The following is a 15,463-nucleotide window of genomic DNA, read 5'->3' as shown; positions in this document are numbered from 1 at the left end:
CACACGGGATCGCAGCCAATTTGCGGTTCGATGCTTATCGGACGGAGCTTTTCCCTGGTTCTCTGGCATATGAGCCTTCCGATGCGCCTCCGCCGACCGGTCCTCGGTGCCGCCCTCATTGCCCTGGCAAGCCCTTGCTTTGCCGAGTCTTCCGCTCCCATTCCCGTCAAAAATCCGCTCGAGCAGCAGAACGCCTTCATTGACCTGCTGGCGCTGATGTCGGGCAAGTGCAAGACGCTCAAAGTCGCCGGGCGCACCTATGCCTGCAAGACGATCGCCTACGCCCATGGCGACAAGGGCCGGGTCAATTTCGCGGTCGCGGTCGACGATCCCACCGACGCAAATCATGTGGTGTCGTTCTCGGGCGAGAACGGCAAGCGCGCCGACGACAATTCCTACGAGCTGCCGATCGACCGCATGCTGCTCAACTCCAAGGACCGTCCCAAGGTCGACGGCCTGCCGGTGCCGTCCGAGCAGACCTCCACCGGAATCTGCCGCCAGACCGGCAATTTCGCCGCCAGGAAGGTGAACGACGTCACCTGCTCCGCCACCGACAGCGAAGGCCGGCGCTACGAGCTCTTGTTCGTCTCCGACGGCACGCCGGTCAGCGTGCGCCGTATCCGGCAATCGGCGCCGTCGATTCAGGATCCGTTCAAGTAGCATCCTCTGTTCGCGGCGGCATGATGGCAGCGGCGCAACAACGCCTACCTTGCGACAATAAATCCGACGACACGCGTCATTCGCACGAACCGGACGTCAGACGCTGCGTCGTTTCGACGCCCGCTCTGGTGGGAACGCGTTGCATGCTCATCTGTTGTCACACGACATTCAACCGGAGTGATGACATGAAGTATCTCTTTGTCGCGATGGCCATCGGTGCTGCGGCGCTTGCCGGGGGATCTGCGGCGAACGCGGCCAATAATTCGAGCGCGAAGCAGAACGCGCAAGACAGCCGATCGACCGACATCAGCGCGCAGCACAGGCACTATTATCACGGCCATCGGCACCATCATCACTGGCGTCATCACCACCATGGCCATTATCGCCCCCATTACCGCAGCTACGGCTATTACCCGCGGCACCACGGCTATTATGGCGGCGGCCCGTACGGATATTACGGCGGTGGTCCCGGCGTAACGTTCAGCTTCGGCGGCGGTCGCTGGTAAGACGAAAAGGGCCCGCAAGGCCCGCAGAGATGCGGGCCTTCTTTCTTAGCTCCGCAAGATCATCCCTGCCGTCTCCAGGCCGCTCGTCAGCGCCGCTTCAACCGTGCCCATATCGCGGCCGCGGTAGAGCGCTTCGCCGGACAACAGCACCAAGCCGTCGGCGCGGGCGAGTATCGCTTGCGCCTCGCGCGTCCGCGGCGTCGCCCAGGAATAGGCGCCGCGGGCAAAGCGATCGTGCGCCCAATTGCTCGCGGCCGCCGCCACGAGATCGCGCGCGATGTCCTCGCGTGACCGCTTGAAGATGGCGGCGAGCGAATCGAGCCCGGCCTCGATCAGTCCTTTCGAATCGAGATGCGACAGCGCCGCCGTCCGTGGACCGCCGAACCAGCCGGTGAGCAGGGGATGCTGGTCAGGATATCGCGTCCACCACACCGGAATCGCTTCGTCGGACAGCAGGAAGGTCATGTCGACGAGGTCGTCTTGTCGGTCGCGCCACCATGGCCGCGCGAAGCAAAGCAGGATCTTGATGACGTTGCCGAAGCCGATGTCGTCGGCGGCAGCAAGCCTCGCGCTTACGCTCGCCGGCAGCGCGATCTCGCGCAGCAGCGGCAGCGGCACGGTGAGGATCGCCCGGTCGCAGACAAGCCCATCGCCGCCGGCGCAGCGAATCGCTACGGCGCCGCCCTCTTCCACGATCGCCAACGCGGCGCAACCGAGCCGGATCGCAACGCCGCAGGCGCGGCACTCGGCCGCCAGAAAATCGATCAGTGCGGCATAGCCACCGTTGATGCGCGCCTGCGGAGCGTGACCGCCATCCATCCATTCCTCGCGCAACGCCAGCGTCGAAGCACGCTCGGGGTCTGCCGCGTCATAGCCCTCGACCATCCGCTCGATCGAATGGCGCAGCCGCGCATAGTCCTCCCCGGCAAAATGACGGCGCAGGAAATCGGCCACAGTCAGATCATTCTTCAAGTCCCGCAGCGCGGCTTGCAGCTCCGCCTCATGCGGATCGTGGCGGTCCTCACGCGAGAGGCTTGTGCCGTCAAAGCTCCATTGCGTCCCTTCGATCTCCTGAAGGAACAGCCCGGCTTCGCGCAGCAAAGCCCGCGTGACCGGCGCCTCGCCATGGACGAACTCGGCTCCGCCGTCGGCGGGATAGCCGAATTGCAATCCCGGCAGCGGATGGATGCGCCCGCCGCAGCGCTCGCGCGCCTCCAGGATGGTCACGCGTCTGCCCGCACGCGCCAGCTCCCGCGCTGCCATCAGGCCGGCGGCGCCGGCGCCGACGATGACGATGTGCTCCGATGATTCCGACATGCCGGCGCTTACTTGGCCACGGCCTGCGGGTCGTTCTGGATCAGATAGCGCAGCAGCAGGACCCCGCCGCCGAGCTCGCGCGTGCTCTCCAGCGTCATCGCCACGATGGGCGCACGCTTGTCGCTGTCCGCGGCCGCCGAGTCGAACACGAAGGGCGCGCCGCTCGCGCCATCCACCGCGGGGCTGAGGATCAGATTGAATTCGTCGATGAGACCCGCGCGCAGGAACGCGCCATTGGCGATACCTCCGCCCTCCACCAACAGACGCTTCACGCCGAGCTCACGGCTGAGAATGTCCAGCGTCAGCGCCAGATCGATCTCGGACTTGCCGGCGAAGACGTAGGACACACCCTCGCCGCGCAGCCCTGCGAGATGCGAATCCGGCACGCTTTCGGTTAGCACGACGACAATTGGATCCCCGCCGATGTCGGAGCGGCCCCAGCCGATCTTGCCCTGCGCATCGAGCACGACCCCAAAGCTTTTCGCATCGCGTCGTGCGAACCAGTTCTCGCGCGGAAATTTCTCGCTCGTCCCGGTCGGATACGGCTTGCCCTTGGCGAATTCCGAGCCAGTAACGCGGCCGATCACCCAGGCGTCGCCGCCGAGCTCGTCATGGATTTTCTCGAACCAATCCGTGCCCGCACCCTTCGGACGCCAGCGGCTGGGATGCGTGCGGCCATCCAGGCTGGCGTGCATCAGGCAGATGACATAAGGCTTCATGTGATTCTCCGGTCTCAGGCCGCCGATCCGCCAGCCTTGGCACGCTGCTCCGGCCCCTCCGCCTTCGGATTGACGCCGAGGCCCTTGTCCGCGTGCCAACTGCCGGCGAGACGGCGGAGCGGACCGAGATTGGCAAGGCCGTCGGGCGAAACGTCCTCGGGCTCGGTGAAGATGTCGGCGGGAGTAGGGAGCATGGGGGCCTCGCGGGATTGCGAGGAGCAGCAATAGCACGGAGGCGGGAACGCGGCTCGTGCTCAAGTCTCACAATTGCGAATGGACATAGGCGCCACGCGCAGACGGTTGTTGGAAGGACCTTGCCAAGGGAGCGAAGTGGAGCTGAGCCTCCTCACGGCCCGTCGCCACGACTTTGGTGGCGCCGCGGCCGCAAGCGCCGCGCGGGTGCTGTTCATAGCGCGAAGCCAGGTGAAGCAGCCTTAAGCTTTGGTTGGGGCAAAGCTCAATCCTTCTGACGACATCAGTTTGACCACGGAGGCGGCTGGAAGGCGATAGCATTGGTCATCGGTCCCGGCCTCTCACATCGCGCGCGCCAGAACGATCGTGCCGGACAGGATGAGGACCGCGCCCGCCGCATAACTCAATCGCCGGCCGAGCGGCAGCAGTTTCTCAGCGGCGACATAGAGCGCAATGCCGATGACCCAGGCCAGATTCATCGCGCCGCCGACGAACAGCAATGCCATCAGAAACCAGCAGCAGCCGACGCAATAGCTGCCGTGGCGAACTCCCATCCGGAATGCTCCGCGCGTGCCGGGCCGCCAATGCCGGCTGAGAAACAGCAGCGGGCTGTCGCAGTAGCGCAGGCAGGCATGTTTGAGCGGCGTGAACTGGTAGAGGCCTGCGGCCAGCAGAATGCTGCCGCCCAAGATTGCGCTGGTGCTGGCCATCGCCATCGACAGCAATCCCAAGCGTTCCAACGCCGATTGCGCCACGACCGCGACAACACTGAACCCCGCCCATGTCACGAGATAACCGGCGAGAAAGATCCAGGCGTCGATTGCGGCCCGGGATGCAGTCTCCTGCTTGCGCTTGACGGTCGCATACAAGAGAACGGTGGGTGCCGCGCTCGGCGCCATCATCGCGATCATCATCACCCACCACATCACGAACAGCAGCGCAGCGTAGAGTGGCGTCCACGGCATTGGCGCCATGTCCGGCATGGCGGCCATCATCTCGGTGTCCATGCCGGCGCCCCCGGCGAGATAGGCCCAGGCGAGCGCCGCCACCGTAGCGGTCCCGATCGCGACGATCAGCCGGTCGCGGTGAAGTAGGCGTTCCAGCATCACGCGCCCCCGCATGGACTTTTCCAGGATCGCGATGAGGCGCCGACACCGAGGCCTCGTCTCGATGTCAGCGCCGCATCATGCCGCAATGCCCTCGGGCGTTTGCACGACATGGGCGAGCGAGCTGTGCGTGCCCTGGGTCTCGAACGGGATCGCACCGGTCGAGCGGATGTTGGCGGACGCGACCTCGGCAGCCCTGTGCTCGAATCCCTCGGGCATCACCACCTGGATGCGATGCGGATCACCCGTCACCGGATTCCTGATCGGCTCGACGTCGGTCTCGAGCACGCCCGTGGCGATGAGTTTTGCGACGCGGCCGTCCTTGTCGAAGGAAAATTCGAAGGGGGCAAAAATCGGATCGTGGATCTTGGTGACGATGAGGCTGACAATCTGAAAAAACGTACCCTCGGCCGAATGCTTGCCTGAAAAGATATTGAACAACGCTTGGCGCTGTTCCGGCGCGGCGCGTTCGTCGATGATGGGCTGGATTGTCCCGTTGCCTTCATGCAGCGGGCCGGGGAAATCGACCGTGATCGCGAAGCAGAGACCGTCGAGCCTGGTTCCCTCGAAATGTCCTTTGGCGATCCGCATGCCGAACATTCCCTTGCAATAGCCCTTGGTGGGCGGCGCATTGAAATCGCAGGGGCAGCCAAACGCGCAGGTGCAATTCTTCATCCATTCGCCTTCGAGACGCCAGTCCGATGCAGCCATGGCACATCTCCCAATGTGAGCGAGGGACGCGGCAGCCGTAGACGAATTTGTTCAGCGTTATATCGAGGCGTTGCGAGAAGATGCGAGCGGGATCGAATCCGATCAGAAGGCCGGCATCGCGGGAAAGTCTGTGGCCAGCTGCCATTTACCGTCCTATGGCCAAGAGCATATCAGCTGCAGCCGGGCGCGTACAGCGAGCGGATGCGGCAGAGCAGCGGGCTCTTGGGACGTCGAACTGCCACCTTTCAGGCCATCTGCAGCGATGCTGGCTCAGTGCCGCATTGAAGTGACCCGGCGGAGATGGCGCTCATTTGCGCAACGCCGGCTTGCTAGAGGGTTTGGGCGTCGATGCCGATGCCGACGTTACCCGGCGCCGTGATGAGCGAGAAGACGGCCTGGCCGCCCAGGACCGAAAAGGGAGAGGTGTAGGTGATGCCAAGAGCAAGGGCGTCCCCATGCGCGTTGAGTCCGGTCACAACCGAGCCGCGCGCGCCATTGCTGGTGACGAAATTCTGCGCCGCTCCGGCGTTCGCCTGGAGGTGCAGGTAGACCGTCGCATATGCCCAGCCAGGAACGGCCAGCGCGCGCGTAACGCGTGCCGATCTTGGCCTTACTTAACTTCGTGCTTCAGCGCGAGAAAGCGTAGTTGGTGCCCAGGGGCGGAATCGAACCACCGACACTGCGATTTTCAGTCGCATGCTCTACCAACTGAGCTACCTGGGCGTGCTCCAAGAGAGGGGCCAAAGCCCATCGAGCGGGCGGTTTATAGTGGGCCGAGAGCGGCCTGTCCACCCGCCTTCGCCTGAAGGCTGCGCCGGGCGCGGCCCGGCTGTGCACAAGGTGGGGCAGTATCGCCGCGGCTGCGCGCGGCGTTCCTGAACTCAACAAATCATTGATATTGCTTTCTATTCTACGTCGTCTACCTCGTCGTCGCGGCCGGGGATGACGTAGGAGCCCTTCAGCCAGCGGTTCAGGTCGACGTCGCGGCAGCGCGAGGAGCAGAACGGGCGGGTCGCCTGCGACTGCGGCTTTCCGCAGATCGGGCAGGTCTTGAGGGGTTTGGCGGGCGTTTTGAGGTGATCGTTCATGGTGTCGGCGCTTACACGAGGTGAAGGAGTTCAACAGCCTGGCGGGAAAACGGGTTCCTCGGCGGCGCAGGCGTTCGCGCGGCGGGCCGGTGGGGCCATTCTACTGCGCATGGGGTTGTTTCGCGATTTTTGTCGACGGCGCTGTCGTGCTCACAGCGCGGTGGCGTTGAGCCAGCCGAAGCGGATCGGAAAGCCCTCGCCGCCGAGCAGGGTCGTGGTCTCGTACAGCGGCAGGCCGACCACGTTGGTGTAGGAGCCGACCATCTTGACCACGAACGAGCCGGCGATGCCCTGCACAGCATAGCCGCCGGCTTTGCCGCGCCATTCGCCCGAGCCGATATAGGCCTGGATGTCGTCTTCCGACAGGCGCTTGAAGCGGACGCGGGTCTCGACCAGGCGCTGACGAAAGGCCTCGCGCGGCGTGACGACGCAGATCGCGGTGTAGACGCGGTGGTTGCGGCCCGAGAGCAGCCGCAGGCACTGCGCGGCTTCGTCGACCAGGTTGGCCTTGGGCAAAATGCGGCGGCCGACCGCCACCACGGTGTCGGCAGAGAGGATGAAGGCGCCGCGCAGCTCATCATCCAGCTGCACCGATTTGAGCGCCGCATCGGCCTTGGCCCTCGCAAGGCGGTTGACGCAGGCGCGCGGCAGCTCGCCCCGCTTCGGCGTCTCGTCGACGTCGGCCGGCCGGAGCGCGTCCGGCTCGATGCCGGCCTGATTGAGCAGCGCAAGGCGCCGCGGCGAACCGGAGGCAAGTACGAATTTGGGGCGGCCGAGCATCAGGTGATTTGGGGGATGAAGCGGGGTGAATTGCGCGCGGAACCTATCGGAAGGGGGCCGGTTTCACAACCCGGGAACCGGAGGTTTGGTGATTCGAGAGTTGCCAACACGCGTGTGCGTGCGCTCTGTGACGCGGGTGTTACGCACGCCGCATGCTATCCGCTCGCCGCACCCACCTTCGCGAACCGCCTGCGGATGCGCATCAAGAGCTGATCGCAAACCGCGCGATAGGCGGCGAGCTTCTGGTCACGGCTGCCTTCGATGGTGGTGGGATCCTGCGTCGGCCAGTATTCGACCTCGGCGGCGAGCGTGCGGGTCAGCTCCAGCGCCTTGTGGTGGGCCTCCGGCGACAATGTGATGATGAGGTCGAAGTTCAGGCCCTCCCAATCCTCCAGCTCCTCGAAGGTCTGCGGCTTGTGGGCAGAGATGTCCTGGCCGAGTTCGGCCATCACGGACACCGCAAATGGATCGAGGTCGCCCTTCCTGGCACCGGCCGACTTCACGTAGAGGCCCTGCGGAAACATGTGCTGCAACAGGCTCGCTGCCATCGGCGAGCGCACGCTGTTCATCGCGCAGGCGAACAGCACCGATTGCGGATCGCGTGCGCGTGGCGGCGCCGCCATCGCGCTTAGCCTTTCCAGTGCAGGACAGTAATGAGCGTGAACAGCCGGCGCGAGGTCTCGAAATCGACCCGCACCTTGCCCTTCAGCCGCTCCTGGAGCGTGCGCGATCCCTCGTCATGGATGCCGCGGCGGCCCATGTCGATGGCCTCGATCTTGTCCGGCGTCGCGGTCCGGATCGCCTGATAATAGCTGTCGCAGATCATGAAATAGTCCTTCACAATCCGTCGGAACGGCGTCAGCGACAACAGATGCGCGACCACGGGCGTGCCGTCCTCGCGGCGGATGTCGAACATCAGGCGGTTGCCGGTGATGCCGATATGCAGCGTGAACGGGCCCTGCCCTTCCGCACCGTCGGGCGCGAACAAGTTCTGCTCAATCAGGTCGTAGATCGCGATCGCGCGCTCATGCTCAATGTCCGGCCCGGAACGGCCGATCGAGTCCTCGTCCAGCGTGACGCCGACGATGCGATTGGTCGAGTCGTCCTGTTCGGGCGGCCTTGTCATGACTGATTGAGGCGCAATCCAATCGAGCGCGAATGGGCGTCCAGCCCTTCCGCCTGTCCAAGCGTCATCGCGGCCGGACCTAGCGCACGCAGCTGATCCGGGCCGCATTTCAGGATCGAGGTGCGCTTGATGAAGTCGTGCACCGACAGGCCCGAGGAGAACCGCGCCGAGCGCGCTGTCGGCAGCACGTGGTTGGAGCCGCCGACATAATCGCCGATCGCCTCCGGCGTATGCGCACCGAGGAACACCGCACCTGCATTGCGGATCTTGGCGGCGAGCGCATCGGGATCGCTCGTCATGATCTCGAGATGCTCGGCGGCGATCTCGTCCGCGAGCGGGATGGCGCCAGCAATATCCTTCACCATGATGATGGCGCCGAAATCGGCCCACGAGGCGCCGGCGATCGCAGCGCGCGGCAGCGTCTTCAGCTGCGCCGCGACTGCCTCTTCGACCTCGGCGGCAAGCCGCGCGGAATCGGTGATCAGGATCGATTGCGCGCTGGCATCGTGCTCGGCCTGTGCCAACAGATCCGCGGCGATCCAGTCGGCATTGCCGGTGTCATCGGCGATCACCAGCACCTCGGACGGGCCGGCGATCATGTCGATGCCGACCTTGCCGAACACCAGCCGCTTTGCGGCGGCGACATAGGCGTTGCCGGGCCCGACGATCTTGGCGACCGGGGCGATCGTCGCGGTGCCGTGCGCGAGCGCGGCCACGGCCTGTGCGCCGCCAACCCGGTAGATCTCGGTGACGCCGCCGAGATGGGCTGCCGCCAGCACCAGCGGGTTGAGCTTGCCGTCGGGCGAGGGCACCACCATGACGAGGCGCGCAACGCCGGCGACCTTCGCGGGCACGGCGTTCATCAGCACCGAGGACGGATAGGCCGCGGTGCCGCCGGGCACATAGAGGCCGGCGGATTCGATTGCGGTGTAGCGCCAGCCGAGCTCGACGCCGAGCGGGTCGGTGAAACGTTCGTCCGTCGGAAGCTGGCGGCGGTGATAGATCTCGATGCGGTCACGCGCGAGCTTCAGCGCGTCCAGCGTCGCGGCATCACAGGCCTTTGTCGCGGCTTCGATCTCGGCGGCGGTGACGCGCAGGGAGGCGGCATCCAGCGTAAGCCGGTCGAATTTTTTCGTGGCCTCGAGCAGGGCCGCATCGCCCCGCTTGGCGACGTCGTCGACGATTGCGCGCGCGGCGGCCTCGACGTCCGCCGAGACCTCGCGTTTGGCGGCGAGGAAGGCCGCGAATCGCTGGTCAAAATCGGCGCTGCTGCGGTCGAGACGAACGGGCATTTTGGCTGGGCTTCTGGCTGGTCTTTGGGGCGGATTGGCTCACCCGACCCCTGCTCAATGGCGCGGCGGGGAAGCGGCGTCAACCCTTGGGCCGGGTCGTTTCCCTCCGCTGTCGTCCTGGCTTTCGCCAGAACGACAGCGGAATGCGTTGGCTTGGCATGCCATTCTCACCCCTCGATCCCCGGACCCGCCCCCAGCGCGTCCGTCCCGAGGTCGGTCAGCTCGCATTCCAGGCATTCGACGTCGAGGCGGATGGCGCCGCCCTGGGCGAACAGAAGCAGGGCACTGCCGCCGGGCTCCTCGCTGCGGCCACCCTGGGGGTGAAACTCGATGCCGACGAGGTCCAGCACCTTGTCCGGCGCGGCGAGGTCGATGTTGCGCGACTTGCAGGCAAGCACGCGGTCGAAGCGGAGCGCGGCGACCAGCCGGCGCGGCTCGGCCTCGCCTTCCAACGTCTGCTCCCAGTCCAGCCGGCTCATGCCGACGACAAGCCGCTTCTCGCTCTGCCGCCAGATGATGTCGGAGGCCTGGACACGGGCGTCCTGGACATGGGTCGAGATGACAGCGAGATCGTCGGCGTCAAGTGCGATCAGTTTGAGCTGGGGAGACATCGCCGACGCTTCTCCTTCAAGGGCGGACGGGACTCAACGCGCGCGAGCGCCGAAATTTCCGCGCCAAACTATCTGCGCAGCGGACTAGAGGCTATTGATATCCTCCATTTTCAGCATCTTACCTCTCCCGGGCGACGCGGATCATGGCGCGGTGACGAGCGATGGTGAGATCCGGCGGAGCACGCGAAGCTTCACTCCTTGAAGAACGCCAGGAGGTCCGCGTTGATGGTCTCGGCGTGCGTGGTCGGCATCCCGTGCGGGAAGCCTTTGTAGGTCTTGAGGATGCCGTTTTTCAGCAGCTTGGCCGACAGCGGTGCGGAATCGGCGTAAGGCACGATCTGGTCGTCGTCGCCGTGCATGACCAGCACCGGCACGTTGATCTTCTTCAGGTCCTCGGTGAAGTCGGTCTGCGAGAACGCGACGATGCCGTCGTAATGCGCTTTTGCGCCGCCCATCATGCCCTGGCGCCACCAGTTCTGGATCACCGCTTCCGACGGCTTTGCGCCGGGACGATTGTAGCCATAGAACGGGCCGGCGGGGAGGTCGCGATAGAATTGCGTGCGGCTGGCCGCGAGTTGCGCCTGGAGACCGTCGAACACGCTCTTCGGCAGGCCGCCGGGATTGGCCGCGGTCTGCACCATGAGCGGCGGCACCGCGGCCAGGAGCGCCGCTTTCGCGACGCGGCTCTCGCCGTGGCGCGCGATGTAGTGCACGACCTCGCCGCCACCGGTGGAGTGGCCGACATGGATGGCGTCCTTGAGGTCGAGATGCGCGGTCAGCGCGGCAAGGTCGTCGGCGTAATGATCCATGTCGTGGCCGTCGGCGACCTGCGCCGAGCGGCCGTGGCCGCGGCGGTCATGCGCGATGACGCGGTAGCCGTGCGAGACGAAGAACAACATCTGCCCGTCCCAGTCGTCGGCCGAGAGCGGCCAGCCATGGCTGAACACGATCGGCTGGCCCGAGCCCCAATCCTTGTAGAAGATCGCGACGCCGTCTTTGGTGGTGATGGTGGGCATTGCTAGGCTCCTTGAACGATCAGACAAACGCCATCGGCCTGAAGCGGCGCCAGGCGCCGATGGTGAGCAGCACGAAGAACACCAGCACGATGCCCTGTACCACCGCGAACACCGGACCCGAGGGCGGCGCCGGCGGCACGGCGGGCGCGAGCGCGGCGAGCGCCGGCACCTTCAGGAACGACTGGATGACCAGCACGAAGACGTTGAAATAGAGCGAGACCATCGCGGTCACGATATAGATCGGGCGCCAGGCGCCTGCGAGCTTCATGCCGTAGAGCGCGATGCAGGCGATCGCGAGCAGCAACAGCGAGATGATGCCGATGACGTGCGACGGCAGCAGCTTCTCGAAAGGAAACAGGAAGCCGGTCGCGCTGGTCAGGATAGTGAACAGCAGGAAGATCGCGGTGAGGCCCGGCATCGACTTCGAGCCGAGCAGGCCGAACATCACGACGAGGCCCGCGACGATGGCAATCAGGCTGATGACGGCATGGATCATCGTAAACGCAGACAGGCTCAACCCAAGCACCATGACGTCTCTCCTACGTGTCCAGCATTGAGGTCAGGCGATTGATATTACGGTCCTCATCGGATTGCCACATGCGATGGCGCCGCACATGCGCCCCGAGCCATGCGCCATCGTGCGAAAAGACAAACGCGTGCTCGGATTTTTTGCAGCGCTGTCACAAACGACAGCAGGTTTTCGACGAACTTGATTCATCTTCGAAGAGCGGCCCGCGATATGCGGGCCGCCCTTGCGCGTGGTTCACACTTCCTTGGTGTCGAAGATCAGCAGGTCGGCGCCGCCGCTGGCGAATTTCGGCACGTCGCCCGCTGCCGCTTTGCCTTCTGCGCTGCCGAATGCCGCCTGAATGGCGGCCACGCTGTCGAAGGTGAGAATGGCGACGAGGTGGACTCCGGAAGGACCAGCGGGAGAGCCGACCGGGCCGGTGCTGACCGCGTACTTCTTCAAGCCGGGCAGTTTCTTGGCGAGCGGGATGTGGGTCTCGGCATAATGCTTGTCGAAGGCCGCAGCATCCTTGGGCGTCTTGTAGAGCACGACGAGTTCAGCCATTTAGTCCTCCCTTGAACATATTGTGTTTAGACCCTCATGGTGAGGAGCGTGTGAAGCACGCGTCTCGAACCATGAGGGCCGGATCGTGGTTCGGGGCCTGAGACGCGCGCTTAGGCGCGCTCCTCAGGATGAGGGGATAGTCTGTAGCTGCCGACAAGATGGCAAGCTACATTCCCTTGTCTTCTGCTTGCCTAAAGCGCCGGTTTTGCGGCGTCGCCGAGATAGCCGTGCAGGGAGGCCACGACCTGCGCGCCTTCGCCGATGGCGCCGCCGACGCGCTTGACCGAGCCGGAGCGGACGTCGCCAACGGCAAAGACGCCGGGCACGGAGGTCTCGAGCGGCGCCACCAGCCGGCCCTGATTCTGCTCGGATTGCGCGCCGGTCACGATGAAGCCGCCGCGGTCGAGCGTGACGCCGCAGCCGTCGAGCCAGTTGGTGGCGGGATCGGCGCCGACGAACAGAAAGAGATTGCGGATATCGGCAGAATCCTCGTCATCGGAAAGCCGGCTTTTCCAGCGGATGCGGCGCAGCAGCGAAGCCTCGTCGCCTTCGAGCGCGGTGATCTCGGTGTTGAATATCAATTCGATGTTCGGCGTCGCTTCGATGCGTTCGATCAGATAGCGCGACATGCTCGCGCCCAGGCCGCCGCCGCGGATGATCATCAACACCTTCTTCGCATGCCCCGACAGGAACACGGCGGCCTGGCCGGCCGAATTGCCGGCACCGACCAGCGCCACCTCCTCGCCGGCGCAGAGCCGCGCCTCGACAGGAGATGCCCAGTACCAGACGCCGCGTCCTTCGAACTTGTCGAGGTTCTCGATCTCGGGCCGGCGATAACGCGCGCCGCTCGCGACCACCACCGCGCGTGACCGCAATGTGTCGCCGCAATCCAGCGCCAGCGCGAACGTACCGGCGCTGCGCGAGCAGTCCAGCGACTTCACCGACATCGGGATCATGATTTCGGCGCCGAATTTCTGCGCCTGGGTGAAGGCGCGACCCGCAAGCGCCTGGCCCGAGATGCCGGTCGGAAAGCCCAGATAATTCTCGATGCGCGCGCTGGCGCCGGCCTGACCGCCGAAGGCGCGGGTGTCGAGCACGGCGACGGACAGCCCTTCGGACGCCGCGTAGACCGCCGTCGCAAGGCCTGCCGGTCCACAGCCGACGATTGCGACGTCGTAGATGCGGTCATCCTTCGCGCCGCCGATCATGCCGATGGCGCGGCCAAGCGCGGTTTCGCTGGGGTTGCGCAGCACGGTGCCGTCGGCGGTGACGACGAGCGGCCAATCCTCCGGCTCGGGCGAATAGCGCGCGATGATCTCGGCGGCGTCATGCTCGCTGTTGGGGTCGAGCAGATGATGCGGCTGGCCGTTGCGGGTGAGAAAGCCTTGCAGGCGCACCACGCCGGCGGAGTTCGACGGACCGATCAGCACGGGGCCGCCAATGCCGCCCTGGATCAGGCTCACCCGGCGCAGGATCAGCGCGCGCATGATGCGCTCGCCAAGCTCGGCTTCGGCCACCAGCAGCGCGCGCAGCCGGTCCGGGCGTACCAGCAGCACCTCGACATCGCCCTCGGCGCGTCCGTCGACCAGCGCCGGCCGTCCCGAGAGCTGGCCGAGCTCGGCGAGGAATTGCCCCGGCCCCTGATCGATCACGGGCGTGACATGGCCGAGACCGTCGCGCTGGGTGATGACAACATGGCCAGACAGCACGACGAACATGCCGGGCCCGGGCTTGCCGGTCTCGAACAGGAACTCGCCGTCGGCATAGCTGCGGACCTCGCCGAAATGCCTGATACGCGCGATCTCGGCTGATGCCAGCGTCGGAAAGGTTTGCTCGGGACGGGTGAACCGCGACATCAGCGCGTCGCGGTCGGTTCGTTGCTGTCCGTCCTGCCCCATTGCCACTTCGATGCACTCCAAAATGTTAGCCGCCGGCCTTCAACTGCCGGTCTCGCCGGCGGTCCCCTTACCCAGGGAATCATCGTCGTTCTGCGAAGGCTCGGTCCCTGCGGCGCGTTCGCGCGCCTGCACCTTCCGCCGCTTCAGGTTTTCGCGCAGCGCCGATTTCAGCCGGTCCTGCCGGCGATCAGCGGCCCGCGTCTTGTCAGTCTCGTCGCTCATCGTGGCCCATCACGTTGTCGGCGGCAGGATGCCACCGAATGACGACATCTCAAGAGGTACAAGAGGCCGGCGCAACGAAGCCAGCGAGATTTGGTCGAATTCGAGGGCGGGACCAACTGGCCAGATGGCTGGGGCTCGCCGGCAGAAAAATCACCCCAAAATCGGTCATTTCGGGGCAATAAGGCCGCCTCGGTCGGGCAACCGCGCCGATTTTCTCGATTTGGCAGGGCCGGCAAGCTTGCACATGAGGGGGCCTTGTGGCATCCATCGCCCCGCTTGGCGGGCCTGGTGGCGGCCCGATTCTGTGCCAGCATCTGCTGCCGTAGCTCAGTGGTAGAGCACTCCCTTGGTAAGGGAGAGGTCGACAGTTCAATCCTGTCCGGCAGCACCAGTGTTCCACACATGACAAGGCATTCTCGTGGCTCGATGCGCCCGAGTTTTGCTCTATTCCGCGCCCCTCTTCGGTGAAGAGGGCGCAGGGAAGGCCGGGTGCCGGCTGGCACCCACGGTCCGCTGTGCGAAAGCACACGCAGAAAAACTGCACAGCGGCATACAGGTGAAGCCGAACACACGGCCTTCCCTGCGCAGTGGTTTGACGGCTTATGCCTGCTCTCCCCGGAGCCGAGTTCCTCCTGGCCTCCGTCACCTCGCGAATTGGCGATGCCGCGAGGCCCGGTTGAGCCTCAAAGCATCTCCGCAAGGCTTGACCGTAGCAACGACGGTCAGGACCACACGGTTTTGCCGTACGCAGCAATCCGGCTTCACCCAAAGGGCTTCGCCGGACACGGGCGCCGTCCGTCCGCACGCAGTCAAGGACCTCACGAGGTTCATCTCGCCCTGGCCTCGCCTAGGCATGCCCGACGCTGCCGCGTCCACCGCACCCCCGCCCACGTTTCGTGACGACGTACGATCGTCCCTCTCCTCGGGCCGGGATGGGTGGGAGAATGCCGCAATTCCGAATTTCGGTAAAGTGGAATATTTTTACGGCAGGGGATTGATGAGGTTTTGTATGGGGCGGGTGTTTTGCCCGACGGGTAAAAATTGCAGTGACCCGATATCAGCTTTGTTACGGCGGCTTTCCCTTGAACCTGTACGAGCGACCAACGAATAGACTTGCCAATAGCAATGCAACGATGCCGCCGAAGCC

Annotated in this window: 18 protein-coding genes, 2 tRNA genes and 1 pseudogene; 3 read left to right on the top strand and 18 right to left on the bottom strand. The window is 64.9% G+C overall.

Going from position 1 to position 15,463, the window contains the following annotated elements; genetic code table 11:
* The first annotated feature begins 81 nt into the window (after nt 1–81).
* Complete coding sequence (locus IVA87_RS21955; protein ID WP_247281454.1) at nt 82–660, top strand: hypothetical protein; 579 nt, start codon at nt 82–84, stop codon at nt 658–660.
* A gap of 185 nt (nt 661–845) precedes the next feature.
* The gene (locus tag IVA87_RS21950) at nt 846–1,166 is read left to right on the top strand and encodes a hypothetical protein (protein WP_247334950.1); all 321 of its coding nucleotides are present in this window, start codon (nt 846–848) and stop codon (nt 1,164–1,166) included.
* 45 nt (nt 1,167–1,211) lie between these two features.
* Here IVA87_RS21950 and IVA87_RS21945 read toward each other — a convergent pair whose 3' ends face one another.
* From IVA87_RS21945 to IVA87_RS21860, 18 genes and pseudogenes are all read right to left on the bottom strand, one after another.
* Nucleotides 1,212–2,483 carry an NAD(P)/FAD-dependent oxidoreductase gene (locus IVA87_RS21945; protein ID WP_247334949.1) on the bottom strand — a complete coding sequence of 424 codons (1,272 nt, stop codon included), beginning with the start codon at nt 2,481–2,483 and terminating at the stop codon, nt 1,212–1,214.
* Between the two features lie 8 nt (nt 2,484–2,491).
* The gene (locus tag IVA87_RS21940; RefSeq protein ID WP_247294461.1) at nt 2,492–3,202 is read right to left on the bottom strand and encodes a dihydrofolate reductase family protein; all 711 of its coding nucleotides are present in this window, start codon (nt 3,200–3,202) and stop codon (nt 2,492–2,494) included.
* 41 nt (nt 3,203–3,243) lie between these two features.
* Nucleotides 3,244–3,396: pseudogene (locus IVA87_RS21935) on the bottom strand (FABP family protein); the annotation flags it as partial.
* A gap of 339 nt (nt 3,397–3,735) precedes the next feature.
* On the bottom strand, nt 3,736–4,515 hold the full coding sequence (locus tag IVA87_RS21930) for a DUF2182 domain-containing protein (protein WP_247294459.1): 780 nt from the start codon (nt 4,513–4,515) through the stop codon (nt 3,736–3,738).
* Nucleotides 4,516–4,578: 63 nt separating this feature from the next.
* Nucleotides 4,579–5,211, bottom strand: a complete 633-nt coding sequence (locus IVA87_RS21925) for a DUF1326 domain-containing protein (RefSeq protein ID WP_247294455.1) — start codon at nt 5,209–5,211, stop codon at nt 4,579–4,581.
* A 329-nt stretch (nt 5,212–5,540) separates the two neighbouring features.
* Entirely contained in the window at nt 5,541–5,687 is a 147-nt protein-coding gene (locus IVA87_RS21920) for a hypothetical protein (RefSeq protein WP_247294452.1), read from the bottom strand.
* A 171-nt stretch (nt 5,688–5,858) separates the two neighbouring features.
* Nucleotides 5,859–5,934: transfer RNA gene (locus IVA87_RS21915), tRNA-Phe, on the bottom strand.
* Between the two features lie 182 nt (nt 5,935–6,116).
* Nucleotides 6,117–6,299 carry a DNA gyrase inhibitor YacG gene (gene yacG, locus IVA87_RS21910; protein WP_247281461.1) on the bottom strand — a complete coding sequence of 61 codons (183 nt, stop codon included), beginning with the start codon at nt 6,297–6,299 and terminating at the stop codon, nt 6,117–6,119.
* A 150-nt stretch (nt 6,300–6,449) separates the two neighbouring features.
* Nucleotides 6,450–7,079 (bottom strand): Maf-like protein, encoded by a 630-nt coding sequence (locus tag IVA87_RS21905; RefSeq protein WP_247334947.1) that lies wholly within the window; start codon nt 7,077–7,079, stop codon nt 6,450–6,452.
* Nucleotides 7,080–7,234: 155 nt separating this feature from the next.
* The gene (locus IVA87_RS21900) at nt 7,235–7,702 is read right to left on the bottom strand and encodes a low molecular weight phosphatase family protein (protein ID WP_247294447.1); all 468 of its coding nucleotides are present in this window, start codon (nt 7,700–7,702) and stop codon (nt 7,235–7,237) included.
* A 5-nt stretch (nt 7,703–7,707) separates the two neighbouring features.
* A complete protein-coding gene (locus tag IVA87_RS21895) occupies nt 7,708–8,205 on the bottom strand; it encodes a UPF0262 family protein (RefSeq protein WP_247281464.1) in 498 nt (165 codons plus the stop codon).
* On the bottom strand, nt 8,202–9,497 hold the full coding sequence (gene hisD / locus IVA87_RS21890; protein ID WP_247294443.1) for a histidinol dehydrogenase: 1,296 nt from the start codon (nt 9,495–9,497) through the stop codon (nt 8,202–8,204). The genes IVA87_RS21895 and hisD overlap by 4 nt, the downstream gene beginning before the upstream one ends.
* Before the next feature lie 167 nt (nt 9,498–9,664).
* A complete protein-coding gene (locus IVA87_RS21885) occupies nt 9,665–10,108 on the bottom strand; it encodes a DUF2948 family protein (RefSeq protein WP_247294442.1) in 444 nt (147 codons plus the stop codon).
* A 191-nt stretch (nt 10,109–10,299) separates the two neighbouring features.
* Nucleotides 10,300–11,124: an alpha/beta hydrolase gene (locus IVA87_RS21880; protein WP_247334945.1), complete on the bottom strand. Its 825-nt coding sequence runs from the start codon at nt 11,122–11,124 to the stop codon at nt 10,300–10,302.
* 19 nt (nt 11,125–11,143) lie between these two features.
* Entirely contained in the window at nt 11,144–11,653 is a 510-nt protein-coding gene (locus IVA87_RS21875; RefSeq protein WP_247294438.1) for a hypothetical protein, read from the bottom strand.
* A 234-nt stretch (nt 11,654–11,887) separates the two neighbouring features.
* Entirely contained in the window at nt 11,888–12,196 is a 309-nt protein-coding gene (locus tag IVA87_RS21870; protein ID WP_247281469.1) for an EthD family reductase, read from the bottom strand.
* A gap of 191 nt (nt 12,197–12,387) precedes the next feature.
* Nucleotides 12,388–14,094 carry a cyclic nucleotide-binding domain-containing thioredoxin-disulfide reductase gene (locus IVA87_RS21865; protein ID WP_247335042.1) on the bottom strand — a complete coding sequence of 569 codons (1,707 nt, stop codon included), beginning with the start codon at nt 14,092–14,094 and terminating at the stop codon, nt 12,388–12,390.
* 39 nt (nt 14,095–14,133) lie between these two features.
* Nucleotides 14,134–14,316 carry a hypothetical protein gene (locus IVA87_RS21860; RefSeq protein WP_247294434.1) on the bottom strand — a complete coding sequence of 61 codons (183 nt, stop codon included), beginning with the start codon at nt 14,314–14,316 and terminating at the stop codon, nt 14,134–14,136.
* A gap of 316 nt (nt 14,317–14,632) precedes the next feature.
* On the opposite strand from IVA87_RS21860, the gene IVA87_RS21855 reads away from it, so the two are divergent.
* A tRNA-Thr gene (locus IVA87_RS21855) sits at nt 14,633–14,707 on the top strand.
* Nucleotides 14,708–15,463: the final 756 nt, after the last annotated feature.

Source organism: Bradyrhizobium sp. 147 (assembly GCF_023073935.1).
GTDB lineage: Bacteria > Pseudomonadota > Alphaproteobacteria > Rhizobiales > Xanthobacteraceae > Bradyrhizobium.
This window is presented reverse-complemented; position numbering and strand designations above follow the sequence as displayed.